The organism is Achromobacter marplatensis (assembly GCF_049060505.1).
GTDB classification, from domain to species: Bacteria; Pseudomonadota; Gammaproteobacteria; order Burkholderiales; family Burkholderiaceae_B; genus Achromobacter; species Achromobacter marplatensis_A.
This window is the reverse complement of record NZ_JBMGRB010000002.1, coordinates 508,370-529,086: the sequence shown is the minus strand read 5'-3', so window position 1 is coordinate 529,086 and position 20,717 is coordinate 508,370. Positions and strand designations below refer to the sequence as shown.

The 20,717-nt window shown below is 66.7% G+C and carries 18 protein-coding genes; 16 read left to right on the top strand and 2 right to left on the bottom strand.

The genetic code is table 11. From position 1 onward, the window contains the following. The 15 genes from ACI0FO_RS07215 (at window position 1) to ACI0FO_RS07145 (ending at window position 18,550) form a co-directional block, all read left to right on the top strand. Window positions 1-3,180, top strand: a complete 3,180-nt coding sequence (locus ACI0FO_RS07215; RefSeq protein WP_416025334.1) for an efflux RND transporter permease subunit — start codon at window positions 1-3, stop codon at window positions 3,178-3,180. Further along, a complete protein-coding gene (gene adeC / locus ACI0FO_RS07210) occupies window positions 3,180-4,670 on the top strand; it encodes an AdeC/AdeK/OprM family multidrug efflux complex outer membrane factor (protein ID WP_416025332.1) in 1,491 nt (496 codons plus the stop codon). The genes ACI0FO_RS07215 and adeC overlap by 1 nt, the downstream gene beginning before the upstream one ends. A gap of 157 nt (window positions 4,671-4,827) precedes the next feature. Then, on the top strand, window positions 4,828-5,625 hold the full coding sequence (locus ACI0FO_RS07205; RefSeq protein ID WP_416025330.1) for a GntR family transcriptional regulator: 798 nt from the start codon (window positions 4,828-4,830) through the stop codon (window positions 5,623-5,625). A gap of 18 nt (window positions 5,626-5,643) precedes the next feature. Beyond that, window positions 5,644-6,849: an ABC transporter substrate-binding protein gene (locus tag ACI0FO_RS07200; RefSeq protein ID WP_416025328.1), complete on the top strand. Its 1,206-nt coding sequence runs from the start codon at window positions 5,644-5,646 to the stop codon at window positions 6,847-6,849. A gap of 9 nt (window positions 6,850-6,858) precedes the next feature. Next, window positions 6,859-7,731, top strand: a complete 873-nt coding sequence (locus ACI0FO_RS07195; RefSeq protein ID WP_105559828.1) for a branched-chain amino acid ABC transporter permease — start codon at window positions 6,859-6,861, stop codon at window positions 7,729-7,731. Window positions 7,732-7,733: 2 nt separating this feature from the next. Further along, window positions 7,734-8,702 (top strand): branched-chain amino acid ABC transporter permease, encoded by a 969-nt coding sequence (locus ACI0FO_RS07190; RefSeq protein ID WP_416025326.1) that lies wholly within the window; start codon window positions 7,734-7,736, stop codon window positions 8,700-8,702. Further along, window positions 8,695-9,450 carry an ABC transporter ATP-binding protein gene (locus ACI0FO_RS07185; RefSeq protein WP_416025324.1) on the top strand — a complete coding sequence of 252 codons (756 nt, stop codon included), beginning with the start codon at window positions 8,695-8,697 and terminating at the stop codon, window positions 9,448-9,450. The genes ACI0FO_RS07190 and ACI0FO_RS07185 overlap by 8 nt, the downstream gene beginning before the upstream one ends. After that, window positions 9,447-10,157, top strand: coding sequence for an ABC transporter ATP-binding protein (locus ACI0FO_RS07180; protein WP_416025322.1), 711 nt, complete (start codon window positions 9,447-9,449; stop codon window positions 10,155-10,157). Before ACI0FO_RS07185 ends, ACI0FO_RS07180 begins: the two co-directional genes overlap by 4 nt. 2 nt (window positions 10,158-10,159) lie before the next feature. Beyond that, window positions 10,160-11,428 carry a 3-isopropylmalate dehydratase large subunit gene (locus ACI0FO_RS07175; RefSeq protein ID WP_416025320.1) on the top strand — a complete coding sequence of 423 codons (1,269 nt, stop codon included), beginning with the start codon at window positions 10,160-10,162 and terminating at the stop codon, window positions 11,426-11,428. Then, the gene (locus tag ACI0FO_RS07170) at window positions 11,425-11,928 is read left to right on the top strand and encodes a 3-isopropylmalate dehydratase (RefSeq protein ID WP_416025318.1); all 504 of its coding nucleotides are present in this window, start codon (window positions 11,425-11,427) and stop codon (window positions 11,926-11,928) included. Before ACI0FO_RS07175 ends, ACI0FO_RS07170 begins: the two co-directional genes overlap by 4 nt. 10 nt (window positions 11,929-11,938) lie before the next feature. Then, window positions 11,939-13,609, top strand: coding sequence for a hydantoinase B/oxoprolinase family protein (locus ACI0FO_RS07165; protein WP_416025317.1), 1,671 nt, complete (start codon window positions 11,939-11,941; stop codon window positions 13,607-13,609). Continuing rightward, complete coding sequence (locus tag ACI0FO_RS07160; protein ID WP_416025315.1) at window positions 13,606-15,672, top strand: hydantoinase/oxoprolinase family protein; 2,067 nt, start codon at window positions 13,606-13,608, stop codon at window positions 15,670-15,672. The genes ACI0FO_RS07165 and ACI0FO_RS07160 overlap by 4 nt, the downstream gene beginning before the upstream one ends. A 9-nt stretch (window positions 15,673-15,681) precedes the next feature. Beyond that, window positions 15,682-16,290: a cysteine hydrolase family protein gene (locus ACI0FO_RS07155; RefSeq protein ID WP_416025313.1), complete on the top strand. Its 609-nt coding sequence runs from the start codon at window positions 15,682-15,684 to the stop codon at window positions 16,288-16,290. Further along, complete coding sequence (locus tag ACI0FO_RS07150) at window positions 16,287-17,681, top strand: FAD-dependent oxidoreductase (protein ID WP_416025311.1); 1,395 nt, start codon at window positions 16,287-16,289, stop codon at window positions 17,679-17,681. The genes ACI0FO_RS07155 and ACI0FO_RS07150 overlap by 4 nt, the downstream gene beginning before the upstream one ends. Window positions 17,682-17,689: 8 nt before the next feature. Next, a complete protein-coding gene (locus ACI0FO_RS07145) occupies window positions 17,690-18,550 on the top strand; it encodes an isocitrate lyase/PEP mutase family protein (RefSeq protein WP_416025309.1) in 861 nt (286 codons plus the stop codon). Window positions 18,551-18,665: 115 nt separating this feature from the next. Here ACI0FO_RS07145 and ACI0FO_RS07140 read toward each other — a convergent pair whose 3' ends face one another. Continuing rightward, window positions 18,666-18,917 (bottom strand): GlsB/YeaQ/YmgE family stress response membrane protein, encoded by a 252-nt coding sequence (locus tag ACI0FO_RS07140; protein ID WP_416025308.1) that lies wholly within the window; start codon window positions 18,915-18,917, stop codon window positions 18,666-18,668. Between the two features lie 135 nt (window positions 18,918-19,052). Then, the gene (locus ACI0FO_RS07135) at window positions 19,053-19,667 is read right to left on the bottom strand and encodes an SCO family protein (protein ID WP_416025306.1); all 615 of its coding nucleotides are present in this window, start codon (window positions 19,665-19,667) and stop codon (window positions 19,053-19,055) included. Window positions 19,668-19,966: 299 nt separating this feature from the next. On the opposite strand from ACI0FO_RS07135, the gene ACI0FO_RS07130 reads away from it, so the two are divergent. Next, window positions 19,967-20,707: a class I SAM-dependent methyltransferase gene (locus ACI0FO_RS07130; protein ID WP_416025678.1), complete on the top strand. Its 741-nt coding sequence runs from the start codon at window positions 19,967-19,969 to the stop codon at window positions 20,705-20,707. Window positions 20,708-20,717 lie beyond the last annotated feature (10 nt).

Below are 20,717 nucleotides of genomic sequence, written 5' to 3'. Positions count from 1 at the left end.
ATGGCAAAGTTTTTTATCGATAGGCCGGTTTTCGCCTGGGTGATCGCGATCGTGCTGATGATGGCCGGCGCGCTGTCCATCCTGCAATTGCCGGTCTCCCAATACCCCAACATCGCGCCGCCGGCCATCGGCATCGCGGTGACCTACCCGGGCGCTTCCGCGCAGACCGTGCAGGACACCGTGGTGCAGGTGATCGAACAGCAGATGAACGGGCTGGACGGTTTGCAGTACATCTCGTCGGAAAGCAATTCCGACGGCAGCATGTCGATCACGCTGACCTTCAAGCAAGGCACCAATCCGGACACCGCGCAGGTGCAGGTGCAGAACAAGCTGGCGCTGGCGCAGCCGCTCTTGCCGCAGGAAGTGCAGCAGCAGGGCATCCGCGTCACCAAGGCCACGAAGAACTTCCTGATCGTGGCGGGCTTCGTGTCCACCGACGGCACGATGACCAAGGACGACCTGGCCGACTACGTCGCGTCATACGTCCAGGATCCCATCAGCCGCACGCAGGGCGTGGGCGACTTCCAGTTGTTCGGCTCGCAATACGCGATGCGCATCTGGCTGGACCCCGCCAAGCTCGTCAACTACGGGTTGACCACGGTCGACGTGGTTGCGGCGATCAAGGAACAGAACGTGCAGGTGTCGTCCGGCCAGCTGGGCGGCCTGCCGTCCGTGCGCGGGCAGCAGTTGAACGCCACCATCATTGGGCCGTCGCGCCTGGAGAAGGCGGAAGATTTCGGCCGCATCCTGCTCAAGGTCAACGCCGACGGTTCGCAAGTGCGCCTGGGCGATGTCTCGCGCATCGAACTCGGTGGCCAGACCTACGCCATCGACAGCTTCTACAACGGCAAGCCTGCCTCGGGCCTGGCGATCAAGCTGGCGCCGGGCGCCAACGCGCTGGACACGGCGCAGGCGGTGCGGGACACCATCAATAACCTGAAGCCGTACTTCCCGCCGGGCATGGACGTCGTCTACCCGTATGACACGACGCCGTTCGTCAGCCTGTCGATCCACGAAGTGTTCAAGACGCTGGTGGAAGCCATCATCCTGGTCTTCCTGGTGATGTACCTGTTCCTGCAGAACTTCCGCGCCACCATCATTCCCACGCTGGCCGTGCCGGTGGTGTTGCTGGGCACGTTCGGCGTGCTGGCCGCGTTTGGCTATTCCATCAATACCCTGACGATGTTCGGCATGGTGCTTGCCATCGGCCTGCTGGTGGACGATGCCATCGTGGTGGTGGAAAACGTTGAACGGGTGATGGCCGAAGAGGGCTTGACGCCCAAGCAGGCCACGCGCAAGTCCATGAGCCAGATCACCGGCGCGCTCATCGGCATCGCCATGGTGCTGGCCGCGGTGTTCATCCCGATGGCGTTCTTCGGCGGCTCCACCGGCGTGATTTATCGCCAGTTCTCGATCACGATCGTGTCGTCGATGGTGCTGTCGGTGCTGGTGGCCATCGTCTTCACGCCGGCCTTGTGCGCGACCCTGCTCAAGCCCATCCCGAAGGGCCACCATGGCACGAAGAAGGGCTTCTTCGGTTGGTTCAACCGCACGTTCGAACGCAGCAGCAACGGCTACGCCAATAGCGTGGCGCGCGGGCTCAACCGCACCAAGCGCCTGATGGTGGTGTACCTGGCGCTTGTCATCGCCATGGGCTGGCTGTTCACCCGCATCCCGACGGCGTTCCTGCCTGCGGAAGACCAGGGCATTTTGTTCGCCCAGATTCAGACGCCGGCTGGCGCTACCGCGGAAGCCACCAAGGCCGTCATCGACGATGCCACGAAGTATCTGCTGACCGAAGAAAAAGACGCCGTGACCTCGGTGTTCGCGGTGAACGGCTTTAACTTCGGCGGCCGCGGCCAGAACGCGTCCATCCTGTTCATCAAGCTGCGCGACTGGGAAGAACGCGGCGACGCCAGCCTGAAGGCCGGCGCCGTGGCGGCGCGCGCCAATGCGCACTTCGGCAAGACCGAGCGCCGCGCGCAACTGTTCGTGGTGCCGCCGCCGTCCGTGATGGAACTGGGCAACGTGACCGGTTTCGACTTCCAGCTGATGGACCGCGCGGGCGTGGGCCATGAAAAGCTGCTTGCCGCGCGCAATCAGTTGCTGGGCGAAGCCGCGAAAAGCCCGGTGCTGGTCGGCGTGCGCCCGAACGGCATCGAAGACGCGCCGCAGTACCAGCTGGACATCGATCGCGAGAAGGCGCGTGCGCTGGGCGTGGCCGTGTCGGACATCAACAGCACGCTGGCCACCGCATGGGGTTCGTCCTACGTGAACGACTTCATCGACCGTGGCCGCGTGAAAAAGGTGTTCGCACAAGGCGAGGCGTCGTCGCGCATGCTGCCGGAAGACTTGAACAAATGGTATGTGCGCAATAACGCGGGCGACATGGTGCCGTTCTCGGCCTTCTCGAAGGCGACATGGAGCTTTGGCCCGCAGAAGCTGAACCGCTATAACGGCGTGCCGTCCTACAACATCCAGGGTCAGGCGGCGCCGGGCTACAGCTCGGGCGCGGCCATGGAAGAAATGGAGCGGCTGGCGGCCAAGCTGCCGGTCGGCGTGGGTTTCGAATGGACGGGCTTGTCCTTCGAAGAACGCCTGTCGGGTTCGCAGGCGCCGGCGCTGTATGCCATTTCGCTGATCGTGGTGTTCCTGTGCCTGGCGGCGCTGTATGAAAGCTGGTCCATCCCGACCGCGGTCATGCTGGTGGTGCCGCTGGGGATCATCGGGGTGCTGTTGGCGAGCTTGATGCGGGGCTTGTCCAACGACGTGTACTTCCAGGTGGGGCTGCTTACCACGGTGGGGCTGGCGGCCAAAAACGCCATCCTGATCGTGGAGTTCGCCAAGGAACACTTCGAGTCCGGCGCCAGCCTGACGGAATCGGCCATCCATGCCGCCCGCCAGCGCCTGCGTCCCATCCTGATGACGTCCCTGGCGTTCATCCTGGGCGTGACGCCGCTGGCGATCTCGTCGGGCGCCGGCTCGGGCAGCCAGAACGCCATCGGCACGGGCGTGATCGGCGGCATGCTGACGGGCACGTTCCTGGCGATCTTCTTCGTTCCGGCCTTCTTCGTGATCATGCTGCGCATGTTCAAGGTGAAGCGCATGAGCGAAAACCAAGACAAGCACGACCCCAGCGCCAACGGCTCGCAGGAAGTGTCCGCCGAAGGACAACCGTAATGAAATTTCAGATGAGAACGTTATTGTCTGTTTCCCTGGCGGCAGCCCTGGCGGGTTGCTCGCTGGCTCCTACCTACGAACGGCCGGACGCGCCGGTCGACGCCGCCTATCCCACCGGCCCGGCCTACAAGGCCGACGGTTCGCAGGCCGCGCAAGGGATGTCCACGGCGGATATCGGCTGGCGCGATTTCTTCAGCGATCCGCTCTTGCAGCAGCTGATTGAACTGTCGCTGGCCAACAACCGCGATCTGCGCGTGGCCGCCCTGAACGTCGAAGCGGCGCGGGCGCAGTACCGCATTCAGCGTGCCGACCTGATGCCCAGCGTGGGTATCGCGGGCCAGGAAACGGCCCAGCGTTCGCCGGCGGACCTGTCCGCCAGCGGCCGGGCCACGACCAGCCACAGCTATCAGGTGGGCGCCGCCATGTCGGCCTGGGAGCTGGACCTGTTCGGCCGCATACGCAGCTTGAGCGATAAGGCGCTGGAGTCCTATCTGGCGCTGGACGAAACCCGCACGGCGACCCAGCTGACGCTGATCGCCGAGGTGGCCAACGCCTATTTGACGCTGCGCGCCGACCAGGAATTGCTGAGCCTGACGCGGGACACCCTGACGAGCCAGGAAGACTCCTTCAAGCTCACGCAGCAAAGCTATGACCAGGGCCTGTCCACCGCGCTGGACCTCAGCCAGGCCGAAGTGTCGCTGCGCACGGCCCAGCGCAACCTGTCGCAATACACGCGCCAGGCCGCGCAGGACCGCAATGCGCTGACGTTGCTGGTGGGGCAGCCCATGTCGCCCGAGATCACCGCGGCGCTGGACCAGGCCGTCAAGCTGGACGACGGCATGCTGCCGACCACCTTGCCCGCCGGGCTGCCGTCCGACCTGCTGGCCCGCCGCCCGGATATCCGTGCGGCCGAACACCAGTTGAAGGGCGCCAATGCCAACATCGGCGCGGCGCGCGCGGCGTTCTTCCCGACCATCAGCCTGACGGGCCAGGCGGGCACCGCCAGCGCCAGCCTGGGCGGCTTGTTCGAAGGCGGCTCCGGCGCCTGGAGCTTCGTGCCCCAGATCACAGTGCCGATCTTCGCGGGCGGTTCGCTGTTGGCGGGCCTGGACTTGGCGAAGGTGCAGAAGAACATTCAGGTGGCTCAGTACGAAAAGTCCATCCAGACCGGCTTTCGCGAAGTGGCGGACGCCTTGGCTGGCCGCGGTACGCTGGACGACCAGATCCACGCGCAGCGCTTGCTGGTGGACGCCAATCAGCGGGCCTATGACGTATCCGACCAGCGTTTCCGTCAAGGCATCGACGACTACCTGAGCGTGCTGGATTCACAGCGTTCGCTGTACACCTCGCAGCAGGCGCTGGTGGACACGCGCCTGGCCCGGTTGTCCAACCTGGTGACCTTGTACAAGGTATTGGGCGGCGGCTGGACTGAACGCACGGCCACGGCCGCGCAAGCCGCGCCGGCGGCGGGATCCGGCGCCGGGTCGTAACCGGCAAGGGGCAGGGGATCTTCCCCTGCCGCGGTATCGGGTTCCACAAGGCCGCATTGCGCGGCCTTTTTTTCGGCTCAGTGTTTTCCCGATGGAACAGCCCATCGCGTTATTTGTTCCATTGACGGTACATTAGGACACCCCTAGAGTTCCCGACATGGGAACCTCACTACCTTTGCCGAAATACCATCAGATCTACCTTGTGCTGCGCGAGCAGCTGCAAGAGGGCAGGTTCGACCAGGATGGGCTGCCAGGCGAACACGCGCTGGCCGACCAGTTCGACGTGGCCCGCATCACCATCCGCAAAGCGCTGGAAATGCTGGTGTCCGACGGGCTGGTGTCTCGGCGCCCCGGGCTGGGGACGTGGCCGTTGCGCGCGGCGTCCAGCCCGCAGGCCGCGCCCGCGCCCAACGCGCCGCAGAAGGCGCATCTGACCGGGCTGCTTGAGAACATCGTCAACATGGGCCTGCGTACCTCGGTGCAGGTGTTGGACAGCACGCTGGTGTCTGCGCCGTTGGCCGTGGCCGAGTCGCTGCGCATCCCGCCCGGCACGCCGGTTCACAAGAGCCTGCGCGTGCGCAGCACCGAGGCCGGGCCGCTTTCCCACATCACGACCTATGTGCCGCAGGCCGTGGCCGACTTTACACGCGCGGACCTGGAGCGCGAGCCATTGCTGATGCTGCTGGAGGCTGCGGGGGTGGAGTTCGGCGGCGCCACGCAGACGATTTCGGCCAAGCTGGCCGATGCGCAGGTGGCGCGCCATCTGGACGTGTCGGTGGGCTCGGCGCTGCTGGCGGTCACCCGCGTCGTGCGCGACGTGAACGACCGCCCCGTCCAGCTGTTGCAGGGCCTGTATCGGCCCGACCGCTATCAGTACCAATTGCAGCTGTCGCGCGTCGGCAGCATCGACGCCAAGGTCTGGGTCAGCGAAGAGCTGTCGGCCCAATTTCATTGAACCCTTCGGAGATCTCCCATGAATTCGCGCCGCACCTTTCTCTATCGCTCCGCCGCCGCGGCAGCCCTGGTATCCGCGCCCTGGGTGGCGCGCGCGCAGGGCGCCACGCCCGTGAAGATTGGCGTGCTGCACCCCGTGACCGGTGCGCTGGCGTACTCGGGCCAGCAATGCCGCCTGGGCGCGCTGCTGGCGATTGAAGACATCAATAAAGCCGGCGGCATCAAGTCGCTGGGCGGCGCGCCGTTGGCGGCCGTGCTGGGCGACGCGCAGTCCCGCCCTGAAGCCGGCTCCGCCGAAGTGGAGAAGATGAACGAGGCGGGGGTGTCGGCCATCGTCGGCGCGTATGCGTCTGCCATCTGCCTGGCCACGACCCAGACCGCCGCCAAGTACAACCTGCCGCATGTGGTGGACGTAGGCGTGGCCGACCAGATCGTGGAGCGCGGTCTGAAGAACACTTTCCGCTTCGGCCCCGGCTACCGCGCCTGCAGCGAACGCGCCATCAGCGACCTGGCCGCGTTGAACGACGCCGCGGGCAAGCCGGCCAAAACGGTCATGATCGTGCATGAAGACTCGCTGTTCGGCACCGGTACCGCGGCGCTCCTGTCGAAGTCGCTGCCGCAGCACGGCTTCGAGGTGAAGGACGTGGTGAAGCACCCGAACCCCACCCGCGACTTCAACAACATCGTGCTGCGCATGAAGTCGGTGAATCCGGACATCGTCATTCCCGCCAACTACTACAACGAGTACGCGCTGCTGTTGCGCGCCATGAAGCAGCAGAAGGTGCAGCCCAAGGCCATCTATTCGGTGCTGGGAGGCGCGGCGTCCAGCTACAAGTTCTTGAAGGAATTCCCCGACATCGCCAACGGCATCATCGATTGCAACCATTGGTTCAACCCCAAGGATCCGCGCGTGGCGCCCCTGAAAGCCCGGGTCGAGGAAAAGGGCGCGTACTTCAGCTATGAAGTCTTCATGACCTACGTGTCGATGCAGTTGCTGGCCGACGCCCTTGAGCGGGCCAAGTCCGCCGACCGCGCCGCCATCATCGACGCGCTGGCCGCCAGCACCTTCCAGGACAACCTGATGCCGTATGGACCGACCCGGTTTGTGAACGGCCAGAACACCGGGGCGCGGCCGCTGCTGACGCAGGTAATCGGTGGCGACATCAAGGTGATCGTTCCGGCCGAATACCGCCAGGCCGATGCCATCTTCCCGTTGAAGGCCTGAGCGCGAAGCATGCTGGATCCCGCCATCCTCTTTTCTTCCGTGCTCAACGGCCTGACGACCGGCGCGGTGTATGCGCTGATCGCCCTGGGGCTGACCCTGATCTACGGGGTGCTGCACATCATCAACTTCGCCCACGGCGCCGCGCTGATGGTGGCGCTGTACGCCGTCTACCTGCTGAAGGACCGGCTAGGCATCGATCCCTACGCGGCCCTGCCACTGGTGGTGGCGGGAATGTTTGCGCTGGGCTACGCGCTGCAACGCTTCGTGATCAACCGCGCCAGCCACGGCAAGGACGAGAACATCCTGCTGGTTACGTTGGGCCTGGCGATCGTGCTGGAAAACCTGGCGCTGGTGTGGTTCAAGTCGGACACGCGCAGCATCGATACGGCCTACACCCTGTCCACCGTGGAAATCGGCCCGGCCATGATCGCGCTGCCCAAGGTCATTGCCTTTTTCGGCGCGCTGGCGGTGGCGGCGGTGCTGCTCTGGATCCTTCGCGGCACCGACCTGGGCCGGGCGATCCGCGCGGTGGCGCGGGAAAAGCAGGGCGCCAGGCTGATGGGTATCGACGTGGAAAAGGTCTATGCGCTGTCGTTCGGCATCGGCATGGCCTGCCTGGGCGCGGCCGCCTGTTTTCTGCTGCCGGCCTATTACGTGAACCCACAGGTGGGCAGCGGCTTCGTGCTGGTGGCGTTCACCATTGTGGTGCTGGGCGGCATGGGCAGCTTCGCGGGCGCGCTGGCGGGCGGGTTGCTGATTGGCGTGGTGGAGTCCATCGGAGGCCTGTTCCTGGGCGATTCGTTGGGCCAAATGGGCATTTTCGCGATCTTCATCGCGGTACTGCTGTTTCGCCCGCAGGGGCTGTTCGGGGCGAGGGGCTGAGCATGAACCGGGATCTTTGCGCAATCGCGTTGTTTGGGGTGGCGCTGGCCGCCTTCGCGGCGTTCGTTCAGTCGGGCGTCTTGCTGACTTTTGTGATGATGTCGCTGTACGCGGCCCTGTTGTCGCAGGCCTGGAACATCCTGGGCGGCTATGGCGGCCAACTGTCTTTCGGCCATGCGCTGTTCTTCGGCGTGGGCGCCTATGCCCAGGCGCTGGGCCAACTGAACCTGGGGATCAACCCCTGGCTGGCGCTGCCGATGGCCATTGCGTTTGGCGCGCTTGCGGGCCTGGCGGTGGGCGGCCTGACGTTCCGCTACGGGCTGAAGGGTTCGTACTTCGCGCTGGTGACGCTGGCGTTCGCCGAGGTGTTCCGCATTCTGGCGTTGTCGGCGTCTTTCACCGGCGGCGGGGTGGGGCTGATGGTGCCGTTGCAAGAAGGGGCGGCCAATATGCAGTTCGCGTCGCGCCGAGGCTATGTCTACTTGCTGCTGGCCTTCGTGATGCTGGCGCTGGCCACCACGGCCTGGCTGCGCCATTCGCGTTTCGGCGCCTACCTGCAGGCGGTGCGCGACAACGAGGACGCCGCGCGCGCCATCGGCGTGAACCCGCTGCGCGTGAAGCTGGGCGGCATTGCGCTGTCGGCGGCGTTCATGAGCGCCGCCGGCGCCTTTTACGTGCAGGTGTTCCAGTACATCGATCCGGGTATCGCCTTCGGTTCCGCCGTGTCGGTAGAGGCCCTGGTGGGCGCGATCGTGGGGGGCTTGGGCACGCTCTGGGGGCCGGTGTTGGGTGCGGTCGTCCTGCACGGGCTGGCCGACCTGACGCGCAACCTGTTCGGCGAACTGCCGGGCATCAGTATGGTGATTTACGGCGTGGTGCTCATCTTGATCGTGATGTTCCTGCCACGCGGCATCAGCGGCGGTGGCCGCTCGCTGGCCCAGCTGTTCGGCAAGGAGCGCGCCCGTGTCTGAAACGCTGCTGCAAGCCCGTAATCTGTCTATCTCCTTCGGCGGCCTGAAGGCGGTCCAGGACGTCGACCTTGACGTGCCGCAAGGCTCGCTGACCGCGCTGGTCGGCCCGAACGGCGCGGGCAAGACCACGCTGTTCGCGCTGTTGTCCGGCTTTCTGAAACCGGGCACGGGTTCGGTGCACTTTGCCAGCCAGGACATCACGGGCCGCGCGCCGCACGAGTCGGCGCGCTTGGGCCTGACCCGAACCTTCCAGATCGTGCAGCCCTTTGGCGCCCAGACGGTGCGCCAGAACATTGCGGTGGGCGCGCATTTGCGCCTGCGTGATCGGAGGGCGGCGCTGGCTGCGGCCGAAGAGGTGGCCGCGCGCGTCAACCTGCAAGGGGTGCTGGACAAGCCCGCGGCCGACCTGACGGTGGCGGGGCGAAAACGGCTGGAATTGGCCCGCGCGCTGGCTACGCGACCGCGCCTGCTGCTGCTGGACGAGGTGCTGGCGGGGCTGAACCCAAGCGAGATCGACGAGATGATTCCGGTGGTAAGAAAGCTGGTGGACGATGGCGTCACGGTGTTGATGATCGAACACGTCATGCGCGCGGTGATGAGTTTGGCCGAACACGTGTGGGTGCTGGCCCAGGGCAAGCTGATCGCGTCCGGCACGCCTGGCGAAGTGACCTGCGACCCCTCGGTGGTGGAAGCCTATCTGGGGCATGGCGCGGCGGCCCGGCTGGCCGCGCAGGGAGCCGCGGCATGAGCGCGCTGCTGGAAATCACCGGCCTGCGGGCAGGCTACGGGCGCATGGAGGTGTTGCGCGGCGTGGACCTGACGGTGGGCGAAGGCGAGATCGTGGTCCTGTTGGGCAGCAACGGCACCGGCAAATCCACGTTGAACAACACCGTCTCCGGGCTATGCCGGCCCTGGGGCGGATCCGTCCGCTTTGGCGGCGCCGACTTGACGGGGCGTCACTATCGCGAGGTCGTCAAGGCGGGGCTTATCCAGGTGCCCGAAGGGCGGCGTATCTTCCCGAACCTGAGCGTGCGCGAGAACCTGGAGCTGGGTTCGTTCACGCGTGCGCGCGGCAATCGCGCGGCGAACCTGGACCGGGTGCTGGATATCTTCCCGCGGCTGCGCGAGCGGCTGACGCAGTTGGCCGGCACCATGTCGGGCGGCGAGCAGCAGATGCTGGCGATCGGCCGGGGCCTGATGGCCGAACCCCGGCTGCTGATCCTGGACGAGCCGTCGCTTGGGCTGTCGCCGTTGATGGTGGAAGAACTGTTCGGCCTGATCCGGCGGTTGCACGCCGACGGGCTGTCGATCCTGCTGGTCGAGCAGAACGTCGGCCTGTCGTTGGAGACCGGGCAACGCGCCTATGTGCTGGAAAACGGGGCAGTGCGCCACAGCGGATCGTGCGCGGAACTGATGGCCAGCGACGACGTTCGCCGCGCCTACCTGGGGATGTAGCGATGACCCGGCCTCAAACCCTGGCCCAGAAGCTGATCGCCGCCGCTTGCGGGCGATCCGCTGTCGACGAGGGCGAAATCGTCACCTGCGCGGTGGACCTGGCGATGTTCCATGATTCCAGCGGCCCGCGGCGCCTGCAGCCCATGCTGGAGGAACTGGGCGCCAAGTTGTGGGACCCCGCCAGGATCGTGCTGGTCATTGACCACTACGTGCCTGAATCCGACGATGAATCGCGCCGCATCGTGCGCATTGCGCGCGATTGGGCGGCGGGGCAGCGGCTGCCCAACGTGTATGACTCGGTCGGCATCTGCCATGTGGTCGTGCCTCAGCATGGCCATATCCGCCCGGGCATGTTCTGCGTGGGCGGGGATTCGCATTCGCCCACGGGCGGTGCGTTCGGGGCGTACATGTTCGGTATTGGCAGCACCGAGATGCTGGGGGTGGCCGTCACCGGCCAGATCTGGGTCAAGGTGCCCAAGACCCTGATGATGCGATGGCGCGGACGGCTGGCCGCTGGCGTCACCGCCAAGGACATGATGCTGCACATGATCGGCCGCTACGGCATGAATGGCGGGCGCTACCAGGCGGTTGAGTTCTGCGGCGAGGCCGTGCGCGCGCTGTCCATGCAGGAACGCATGACCTTGTCGAACATGAGCGCCGAGCTGGGTTCGCAGGTGGGGCTGATCGCGCCCGACGAGACCACCGCCGCCTATCTGCGCGAGGCGGGCGTGGCGCAGGCGCTGGACCTGGATCGCTGGCGAAGCGATGCGGACGCGGACGCCGAATGGCACGACTTCGACGCCGATTCGCTGGCGCCCCAGGTTGCCGCGCCGCACAGCCCGGCCAATGCGCGCGACGTTGAACAGTATCGCGACGTGCCGGTGCAGGTGGCGTATATCGGCGCCTGCACCGGCGCCAAACTGGAAGACCTGCGCGCCGCCGCCAGCGTGCTGCGCGGGCGCCGGTTGGCCGACGGCATGCGCCTGATAGTGGCGCCGGCCAGCATCCAGGACCAGCGGCAGGCTGAGCAGGAAGGGGTGATGCAGTGGCTGCGCGAGGCCGGTGCCCAGGTGCTGCCCACGTCTTGCGGCGCCTGCGCTGGCTATGGCGGCTCTATCCCCGACGGCGCCAGCGTCATTTCCACGACCGCGCGCAATTTCAAGGGGCGCATGGGCTCGGAGACCGCGCAGGTCTACCTGGCTTCGCCCTATACCGTGGCGGCCTCGGCGGTGGCCGGGCGCATCGCCGATCCGCGGGAGTTCATGGCATGACGGACCACAACGGGACGCATCGCGTCTGGCGCGTGGGGGCGGACATCGACACCGATGCGCTGGCCCCGGGTGCCTATATGAAGTTCGGCATCGACGAGATCGCGCGCCATTGCCTGCAACGCGTCCGGCCGGAATTCGCGGGTCAGGTGCGGCCAGGCGACGTACTGGCGGCCGGCCCGAATTTTGGCATCGGCTCGTCCCGCGAGCAGGCCGCCGCCGCGCTGGTGCACCTGGGCGTGGCGGCAGTGATCGCGCCGTCGTTCAACGGCTTGTACTTCCGAAACGCCTTCAATGTCGGCCTGCTGCTGCTGACCTGCGCGCAAGCGGAAGCGTTGATCGAAGGCGAGCGCATCGCCTTTGATCCCGCCGCCGGGCGCATCCGGCGCGCGGACGGCGCCGACCCTTCTGAAATGCTCTGCGAGCCCGTCCCGCCCTTTTTGATGGACATGGTCACGGCCGGCGGCCTGCTGAACCTGCTGAAACAGCGTCAAACCTTTTAGGAAGAAGAAAATGCTTGATCCCGTCACCCTGGCGGTCCTGAAGGGCCGCCTGGAACAGATTGCCGATGAGATGGACGCGACGCTGTACCGCAGCGCGTTCAACCCCATCATCGCCGAGGCCCACGATGCCTGCCACGGCATGTACGACGCAGCCACCGGCGCCACCCTGATCCAAGGCAAGTCCGGGCTGCCCGTCTTTGTGGGCGCAATGGCGTTCGCCGTCAAGGCGGCGGCGAAGGCGGCCGCCGAGCGCGGCGGCATGGTCGAGGGCGACGTTTGGTTGTTCAACGACCCTTACGAAGGCGGCACGCACGCGAACGACTTCAAGCTGGTGCGGCCGGTGTTCCGGGGCGGGCAGCTGTTCTGCTTCCTGGCGTCGGCCGCGCATTGGCACGATGTGGGCGGCGCGGTGCCTGGCAACTACAACCCGGCGGCTACCGAGTGCTGGCAGGAAGCCGTGCAGATCCCTCCGGTGCGCATCGTGCGCGCGGGCGTCCTGGACTTGGACGTGCTGGCCATCCTGAAGGCCAACACCCGCTTGCCCGACAGCCTGTGGGGCGACTTGAATGGCCAGTTGGCCGCGCTTGAACTGGGCGCGGGCCGGCTGGGCGGGCTGCTGGACGAATACGGCGACGCCACCGTGCTGGAATCGCTGAACACCTTACGCGCGCGCGCGCGCCGCTTGATGCGCGACCATATCGCGCGCCTGCCGGACGGAGAATATGCGTTCGAAGACATGCTGGACAACGACGGCGTGCGCGACGCGGCCCTGCGCATTGCGCTCAAGCTGAAGATCGACGGCGACCGGCTGACGCTGGATTTCAATGGCACCTCGCCCGCCTGCGCCGGTCCGGTCAATATATCGCGCGCGACCGCCATCGCGGCGTGCTACGTGGCGCTGAAGCACCTGTTTCCGGACGTGCCGGCGAATGCGGGCGTGCTTGACGCGGTGGACGTGGTGCTGCCCGACGGCCTGGTCATCTCGGCGGACCGCCCGCGCCCGGTGGGTGGCTACACCGAGACCATTCTGCGCATGATCGACGTTATCTTCTGCGCCATGGCGCAAGCCTCTCCCCGGCGCGCCATGGCGCAGGCCTACGGCACGATCAACGCGCTGTCCATCGCCGGCTACCGCAGCGATGCGGCGCGCAAGGGGCAGCGCTGGGTGATGTTCAGCTTCTTCGGGGGGGGCCATGGCGGACATTCCGATGGAGATGGACTGAGCCACGGCAATGCGCCCATCTCCACCGCCACCATCCCGCCGCTGGAGATCCTGGAGGCCGCGTATCCGGTGCGCTTCACGCAGTGGGCGTTGCGCCCGGATTCGGCGGGAGACGGCACTCATCGCGGCGGACTGGGCGCCATCTACGAAATCGAGCTGTTGGAAGACAGCGCCGAGGCATTCATCTTCGGCGAACGAGGGCGTAGCGCGCCCAAGGGCATCGCGGGCGGCGGCGAGGCCGCGTTGAACGTCTTCCGTTATCGGCAGGGCGGGCAATGGCGCACGCCGCCCATGAGTTCCAAGATGCTGGGCATCCAGTTGCAGCGCGGCGATCGCGTGCGTCTGGAAACGCCGGGCGGCGGAGGGTATGGCGAACCGGCGGGGCGTTCGGCCGCAGCGCGCGAACACGACCGCAAGATGGGCTATGTAGGCGGCAACAAAAAGGAGCAGTCGGCATGAGCGCGGCACACGGAGTGAACCCCCCGCAGGGATTGGTCGTGGGCGTGGACGTGGGCGGCACGTTCACGGACCTGTTCGTGCTGGACGAGGCAGGCGGCGCCGCGCGCGTGGTCAAGGTGCCGTCGACGCGTGGCGAAGAGGCGCGTGGCTTCATGAACGGCATCGCCCGGGTGGCCGATGGCGCGGGCGCCATCACCACCATCGTCCACGGCACCACCGTGGGCACCAATGCGTTGCTGGAGCGCAAAGTGGCGCGCACGGGCATCATCACGACGGTCGGGTTCCGCGACGTGCTGGAAATGCGGCGGCGCGACCGGCCCCAGACCTGGGGGCTGCGCGGCAACTACGAGCCGATCGTTCCGCGCGACCGACGCCTGGAGGTCAGCGAGCGCGTGCTGGCCGACGGCACGGTGCATACCCCCGTGGACCTGGCCCAGGTCGAGGCGGCCGCCCGCACGCTGCTTGCGCAAGGCTGCGAGGCGGTGTGCGTGTTCTTCGTCAACGCCTACGCGAATCCGGTCAACGAGGCGCAGGCGGCGGCGCGCGTGCGCGCGGTCTGGCCGAATGGCAACGTGACGGCGGCGACCGAGGTGTTGCCCGAAATCCGCGAATTCGAGCGCTGCTCGACGGCGGTGCTCAACGCCGCCTTGCAGCCGGTGGTGGGCGGCTATCTGACCCGTCTGGAGTCCGACCTGCGCGAGCACGGCTTCGGAGGCGAATTGCTGGTCGTGCAAAGCAACGGCGGCGTGATGTCCCGGCAGACGGCATGCGACGTGCCGGTGCGCACCGCGCTCTCGGGGCCGGCGGCCGGCGTGATCGCCTGCGCGGCCATCGCGCGAGCGGCCGGCTTTCCCGACGTCGTCACCGGCGACATGGGCGGCACCTCATTCGACGTATCGCTGGTGGCGGGCGGCGAGGCCTCGCTGTCCGCGCAGACCGTGATCGATTTCGGCATGGTGGTGCGCGCGCCGATGATCCAGATCGAAACCATCGGCGCCGGCGGCGGGTCGATCGCCAGCGTCGATGCGGGAGGCCTGTTGCAGGTCGGCCCCGAATCCGCGGGCAGCAATCCCGGCCCGGCCTGCTATGGCCGCGGCAATACCCGGCCCACCGTCACGGATGCCAACGTGTTGCTGGGCCGCATTCCGGCTGACCGCCCGCTGGGCGGCGGGCTGCTGGCCACCATGAATGCGGACCTGGCGCGCGCCGCCATCGACGAGCATGTCGCCAGGCCGCTGGGGCTGGACGTCCATGCGGCGGCCGAGGCGATCCTGACCGTGGCCAACGCCAAGATGGCGGGCGCGATCCGGGTGGTCTCGATCGAACGGGGGCACGATCCGCGCAAATTCGCCTACATGCCGTTCGGCGGGGGCGGCGCGTTGCACGTGTGCGCCATGATGAATGAAGTCGACGCGGCCCACGGCATCGTGCCGCGCTACCCAGGCGTGACGTCGGCGCTGGGATGCGTCATGGCCGATATGCGGCACGACGGCGTGCAGACGTTGAACTCGGCACTGGACGCGCTGGATACCGACGATCTGCTTGCGCGCATCGACGGCCTGGCCGCCGCTTGCCTGGAACGGCTGGACTCCGCGGGCGTGGCCTTCGAAGGCGTGCGCGAAAGTATCGAGCTGGACATGCTGTACGTGGGCCAGAGCCATACCGTGCGCGTGGAGGTCGCGCGCAATGCGCTGACACGCCCGGGTATCGCCGCCGCCTTCGAAGGCGCCTACCGTGCGGCATTCGGCCGCTGCCTGAACGGCATTGCCGTGCGCATCCTGAATCTGCGCTATGCCCGCATCGGGCAGCGTCCCAAGTTCGATCTGGCGCTGTTGGCGCCGACCTGCCAGGACATGCCGTCCGCGCTGGGCACGCAACGGGTTTTCCACGCCGGCCATTGGCACGAAGCCGCACGGTACGCGCGCCTGGACCTGCCCGTGGGGGCCGAGGTGGCCGGCCCCGCCATTCTTGAGCAGCCGGACACCACCATCTGGATCGAGCCCGGCTTTGCCGGCCGCGTCGACGCACTGGGCAATCTGTTGATCACCCGTCGGGACGCTTAGGAGACCGCCATGCACCCCTTGGATCCCCGCACGACCGCGTTGCTTGTCATTGACCTGCAAAACGATTTCCTGGCGCCGGGCGGCGCGTATGACCGGGGCGCTGCCGTCAGTCCGCAGGCGCGCGCCCTCCCGGCACGCGTTGCGCCAGTCGCCCGCGCGCTCAAGGCGCAAGGCGGCCTTGTCGCCGCCAGCCTGTTCACCTTGTGGCCCGATGCGCGGGGCGAACCCATGATCTCGCCGCATCTGAAGCAGTTACGTCCATTCCTGGCGAAAGGCGATTTCGCCGCTGGGTCGCACGGCCAGGCCAACGTGGCCGAACTGGACGGCCTGGTGGACGTGTCGGTCTGGAAGGTGGCGTATTCGGCGTTCTTCAACACACAGCTGGATTGGGTACTGCGCCGCGCGGGCGTGGCCGACGTGGTGATCGCCGGCATCGTCACCAACGGCGGCGTGGCAAGCACGGCGCGCGACGCGCACATGCGGGACTATCACGTGACGGTGCTGGCCGACGGCTGCGCCGCGCCTACGCCTGCCATGCACGATGCCGCACTGGCCGACCTGCGCACGGTGGCGGATATCGTGACGTGCCAGGACTTCCTGGGCAGGCTGGCCCCGTGAGCGCGCCCGCCGTCAAACGCGGCGTCCCGGGTGGCGACGTGATGCATGTGCCGGTGCTCATCATCGGGGCCGGCGCGTGCGGGCTGACCGCCGCGCTGCGGCTGGCGGAGGCCGGCATCGAGACCGTGTTGATCGAGCGCGATGCCACGTCAAGCGGGTCGTCGGCGCTGTCTTCGGGCTTCATCCCGGCGGCGGGCTCCGCGGTGCAGCGCGAGGCCGGCATCGATGACGACGCGGCGCGCTTTGCCGCCGACATCCAGGCCAAGGCCGGTGGAAGCGCCGCGCCGCATCTGGTCGCCGCCTACACCGGCGCCGCCGCGGCGGCCATGGATGCACTGGGGCGCCATGGCCTGGCGTTCCAGGTGCTGGACGGGTTCCTCTACCCCGGCCACTCCGCGCGCCGCATGCACGCCCTGCCGGAACGCACGGGCCAGGCGCTGGTCGCCGCCCTGGAACGCGCAGCGACCGGCGCGGGGGCAACGCTGCTGACGCGGGCGCTGGCGCGCGAGATCTGGGCAACCGAAGACGGCCGCATCACCGCCGTCGGATGCGAGCGGCCCGACGGGTCGGTCGACGTGATTGGCTGCGCAGTGTTGATCCTGGCCTGCAACGGATTTGGCGGCAACGCAGCCATGGTGGCCGAACATTTGCCCGCCATGCGAGGCGCGGTGTACGGCGGCCACGCCGGCAATGACGGCAGCGCCATCGAATGGGGCAGGCAATTGGGCGCGCGCGTGGCCGATCTGGGTGGGTACCAGGGGCATGGATCCTGGGCGACGCCGCAGGGGGCGCTTATCTCCTGGGCCGTCATGATGGACGGTGGCGTGCAGATCAACGCCAACGGCCTGCGTTTTCATGACGAGACGCACGGCTATTCCGAAGCCGCGGTCCACGTGCTGGCACAGCCGGGCGGGATTGCCTGGAACGTGTTCGACGACCGCACCCTGGCGCTGGCGCGCGGCTTCCCGGACTTCGTGGCGGCCGAAGCGGGCCAGGCGGTCCGGCACTGCGCCGGACTGCCCGAGCTGGCCACGCTGATCGGCTGCGACGCCGGCGCTTTGGGACGGACGCTCCAAGGTGTCCATCCGGATGCCGCTGATCCGCACGGCCGGCGCTTCGGACGCGGTTTGCTGCCGCCGTATCACGCGGTCAAGGTGACCGGCGCACTGTTCCACACGCAAGGCGGGCTGGATATCGATGCGCAATGCCGCGTGTTGGATTCCCACGGCGTCCCGTTGCCCAATCTGCTGGCTGCCGGCGGCGCCGCACGCGGCGTGTCGGGCAACGACGTGTCGGGCTATTTGTCCGGCAATGGACTGCTCAGCGCGGTGGCGGGGGGCCATATCGCCGCGGCAACCGCCGCCGCGCTGCTTGAACGCACGCTTGTATAGGAATATCCATGACGCAACCTTTAAAAGCGCAGTTGGCCGCAGGCGCCGTGTTGGCGCCCGGCGTCTACGACCCCTTATCGGCATTGATCGCCGAGCAGGCCGGCTTTGACGCGCTGTACCTGTCGGGCGCCTCGATCGCCTATACGCGGCTGGGCCGTTCAGACATCGGGCTGACCACCTATTCCGAAGTCGAAGATACGCTGGCCCGGATCACCGAACGCGTGGCCACTCCGGTCATCGTGGACGCCGACACAGGGTTCGGCAATGCCTTGAACACACAGCGAACGGTGCGCGGCTTCGAACGCGCGGGCGCCGCGATGATCCAGCTGGAAGACCAGACGTTTCCCAAGCGCTGCGGCCACCTGGACGGCAAGACCGTGATTCCCGCCGCCGAGATGTGCGGAAAGCTGCGCGCTGCGGTGGACGCGCGGACCACCGCCTCCACCTTGATACTGGCGCGTACCGACGCGTTGGCCGTTGAGGGGCTGGACGCCGCGCTGGACCGGGCTGAATCCTATCTGGAAGCGGGCGCCGACGCATTGTTCATCGAAGCGCTGCGCACGCCGGAACAGATGCAGGCCGCGTGTGCGCGCTTCGCCGCCCGCGTGCCGTTGCTGGCGAACATGGTGGAAGGCGGCAAGACGCCCGTGCAGGACGCCGATGCGTTGGCCGCGCTGGGTTTTCGCATCGTTATATTTCCCGGGGGCACGGCGCGCGCCGTGGCACATGCCTTGCAGGGCTATTACGGCAGCCTGCACCGCCACGGCACGACGCTGCCGTGGAAAGAGCGCATGCTGGATTTCGACGGACTGAACGTCGTGATCGGCACGCCAGCGTTGCTCGAGCGCGGCAAGCGGTACGAGGGGTAGGACAGCAGACGCCCGCCAAGGCCAACGCGTTGCCTGCGGGTCGTCTGTGGCTGCAATAAAAAACGGGCCGATCGAAAGATCGGCCCGTTTTTATTGAACCTTGCCTAGGGGAACGTCAGGCTCGCTTCTTGGCGATCATGCCGACCACGAACAGCACGATGATGGCGCCCACCACGGATGCGATCCAGCCTGCGGGTTCGCCTTCCGCGTACCAGCCCATCGTCTGGCCCAGGAAGCCGGCGACGACAGCGCCGATGATGCCCAGGATGGTGGTCATGATGATTCCCATGTTCTGGTCTCCGGGCATGATGGCCCGGGCGATCAGGCCCACGATGAACCCGACGATGATCATGATGATGAAGCTCATGCGCGTACTCCTTACTAGGGGGAAAAGGGCAATTAGCTGTGATGATACTCACGCTCTGAATCGCGCCGCTGTAACAACTGGTATGTGGCGCACGGCCGCAACATGTTGCGGCGCATCGTTGCTGCCCCGCTGGCGTCAGGAGGTCAGGTCGATCAGCTGGCGGACGTCCTTGGTCAGCGCTTCGATGCTGTCGGTGTCCGAGGCCAGCAGGCGCGCGCGGCCTTCGTTGTCGAAAATGTACACGCCGCGGCTGTGCGTTACCTCGTACATGTCGGCGTCATCGCCCGGGCGGGGCTTTTCAATCTGGTAGGCGACGCGGTAGCGGCGGGCCAGGTCGGCGATCTGCTTTTCGTCGCCGGTCACGCCGATCGCGTTGTTGTTGAACGCGTTGACGTAGGCCTGCAGGATGTCGGGCGTATCGCGGTGGGGGTCCACGCTGACAAACAGAATGCGCACGTTCCGGGCCTTGTCGCCCAGATTCTGCAACACCGCCGTCAATTGCGCCATGGTGGTGGGGCAGATGTCCGGGCAACTGGCGTAGCCGAAGAAAAGCAGCACCGTCTTGCCCTTGAGGTCTTCACTGCTGACCGTCTTGCCGCCCGCGCCGGGCAGCGAGAATTTCAGGTCGGGCAGGTGGCCCTTCACGTTGTAGAGCGTCCAGTCGACATTCCGGTCGCCGCAAGCGGCAAGCAAGACGCACAGGGCCAGCAGCAAGCCACGCCAGGCGCGGCCTGTAATGAGGTGTCGCATAAGTCCAGGGGCCGAAAGGTTGATTGGGGAAAAGCCCGGCAAACCCGTTGATTCTACCTGCAAGCCCCGGGCGGACCGGCCGGCGCAAGCCGTCCTTGACGGCGTGCGAGCAGGCTTCTTGTCCTGGCGCAAAGAACCGGTACGGGAAATGCGGCGCGGGAAGGGCGCGGACCGACTTGTGAAGCTTTGTCTGAATATTGTTGGAGAACTGGCAAGATCGCCCCGCCGCGCCCCGTCGGCGCTCTACATTCGCGTCACTTTGCCAGTGCAACTGGCGTCAGGGGACTTCAAACGTGGACATGGCCGTGGGCACCGCCCTTCGTTATCCGTATTACCCGTACTACCCGGTGGTGGTGGACATTCTGCGCAGCCGCCAATCCGACCGGGTGCTGGATGCGCCATGCGGGCTGGGCTGGCTGGGCGACACGTTGCCGGGCGCAAGCGGCCGGCAAGTGGTGCTGGACGGCGTGGGCCTGTGGCAATTTCCGCCGGCAAGCGCCGGGTACCGCACCGTGACCGAGCACGACCTGGAAACCCCGCTGACCGTCGCCGAAAACTATGACGCCGCCGTCTGCTGCGAGGCCATCCACCTGCTGACCAATCCCGGGGTGCTGGTCCAGAGCTTGTACCAGGCCCTGCGCCCGGACGGCACCTTGGTCATCAGCACGCCGAATACGTGGTACTTCCGATCGCGCCTGCAGTTCCTGATGCGTGGCTTTCATTCGGGCTTTCGCCCCATGGTGGGCCGCCATCGGGGCCAAGACTACATCACCTACTTTCCGTGGAGTTTTCCGCAGCTGCACCTGCTGTTGTCGCATTACGGGTTTACGGACATCACGCTGCACGAGGTCGACGAGGTCAAGCCCAAGCGGTGGATCGAACACCTGCTGGCGGTGCCCTCGCGGTTGTACTACCGGCGGCAGCGCAAGCGCGCCGACACCGAAGCCGTGCGCCAGTTCTGGAAGCAGGCGGGGTCCGATCAGTCGGTGCACGGGCGCTGGCTGGTGGTGTCGGCGCGCAAACCGGCCGACGGAAAATAACGGCCCGCGC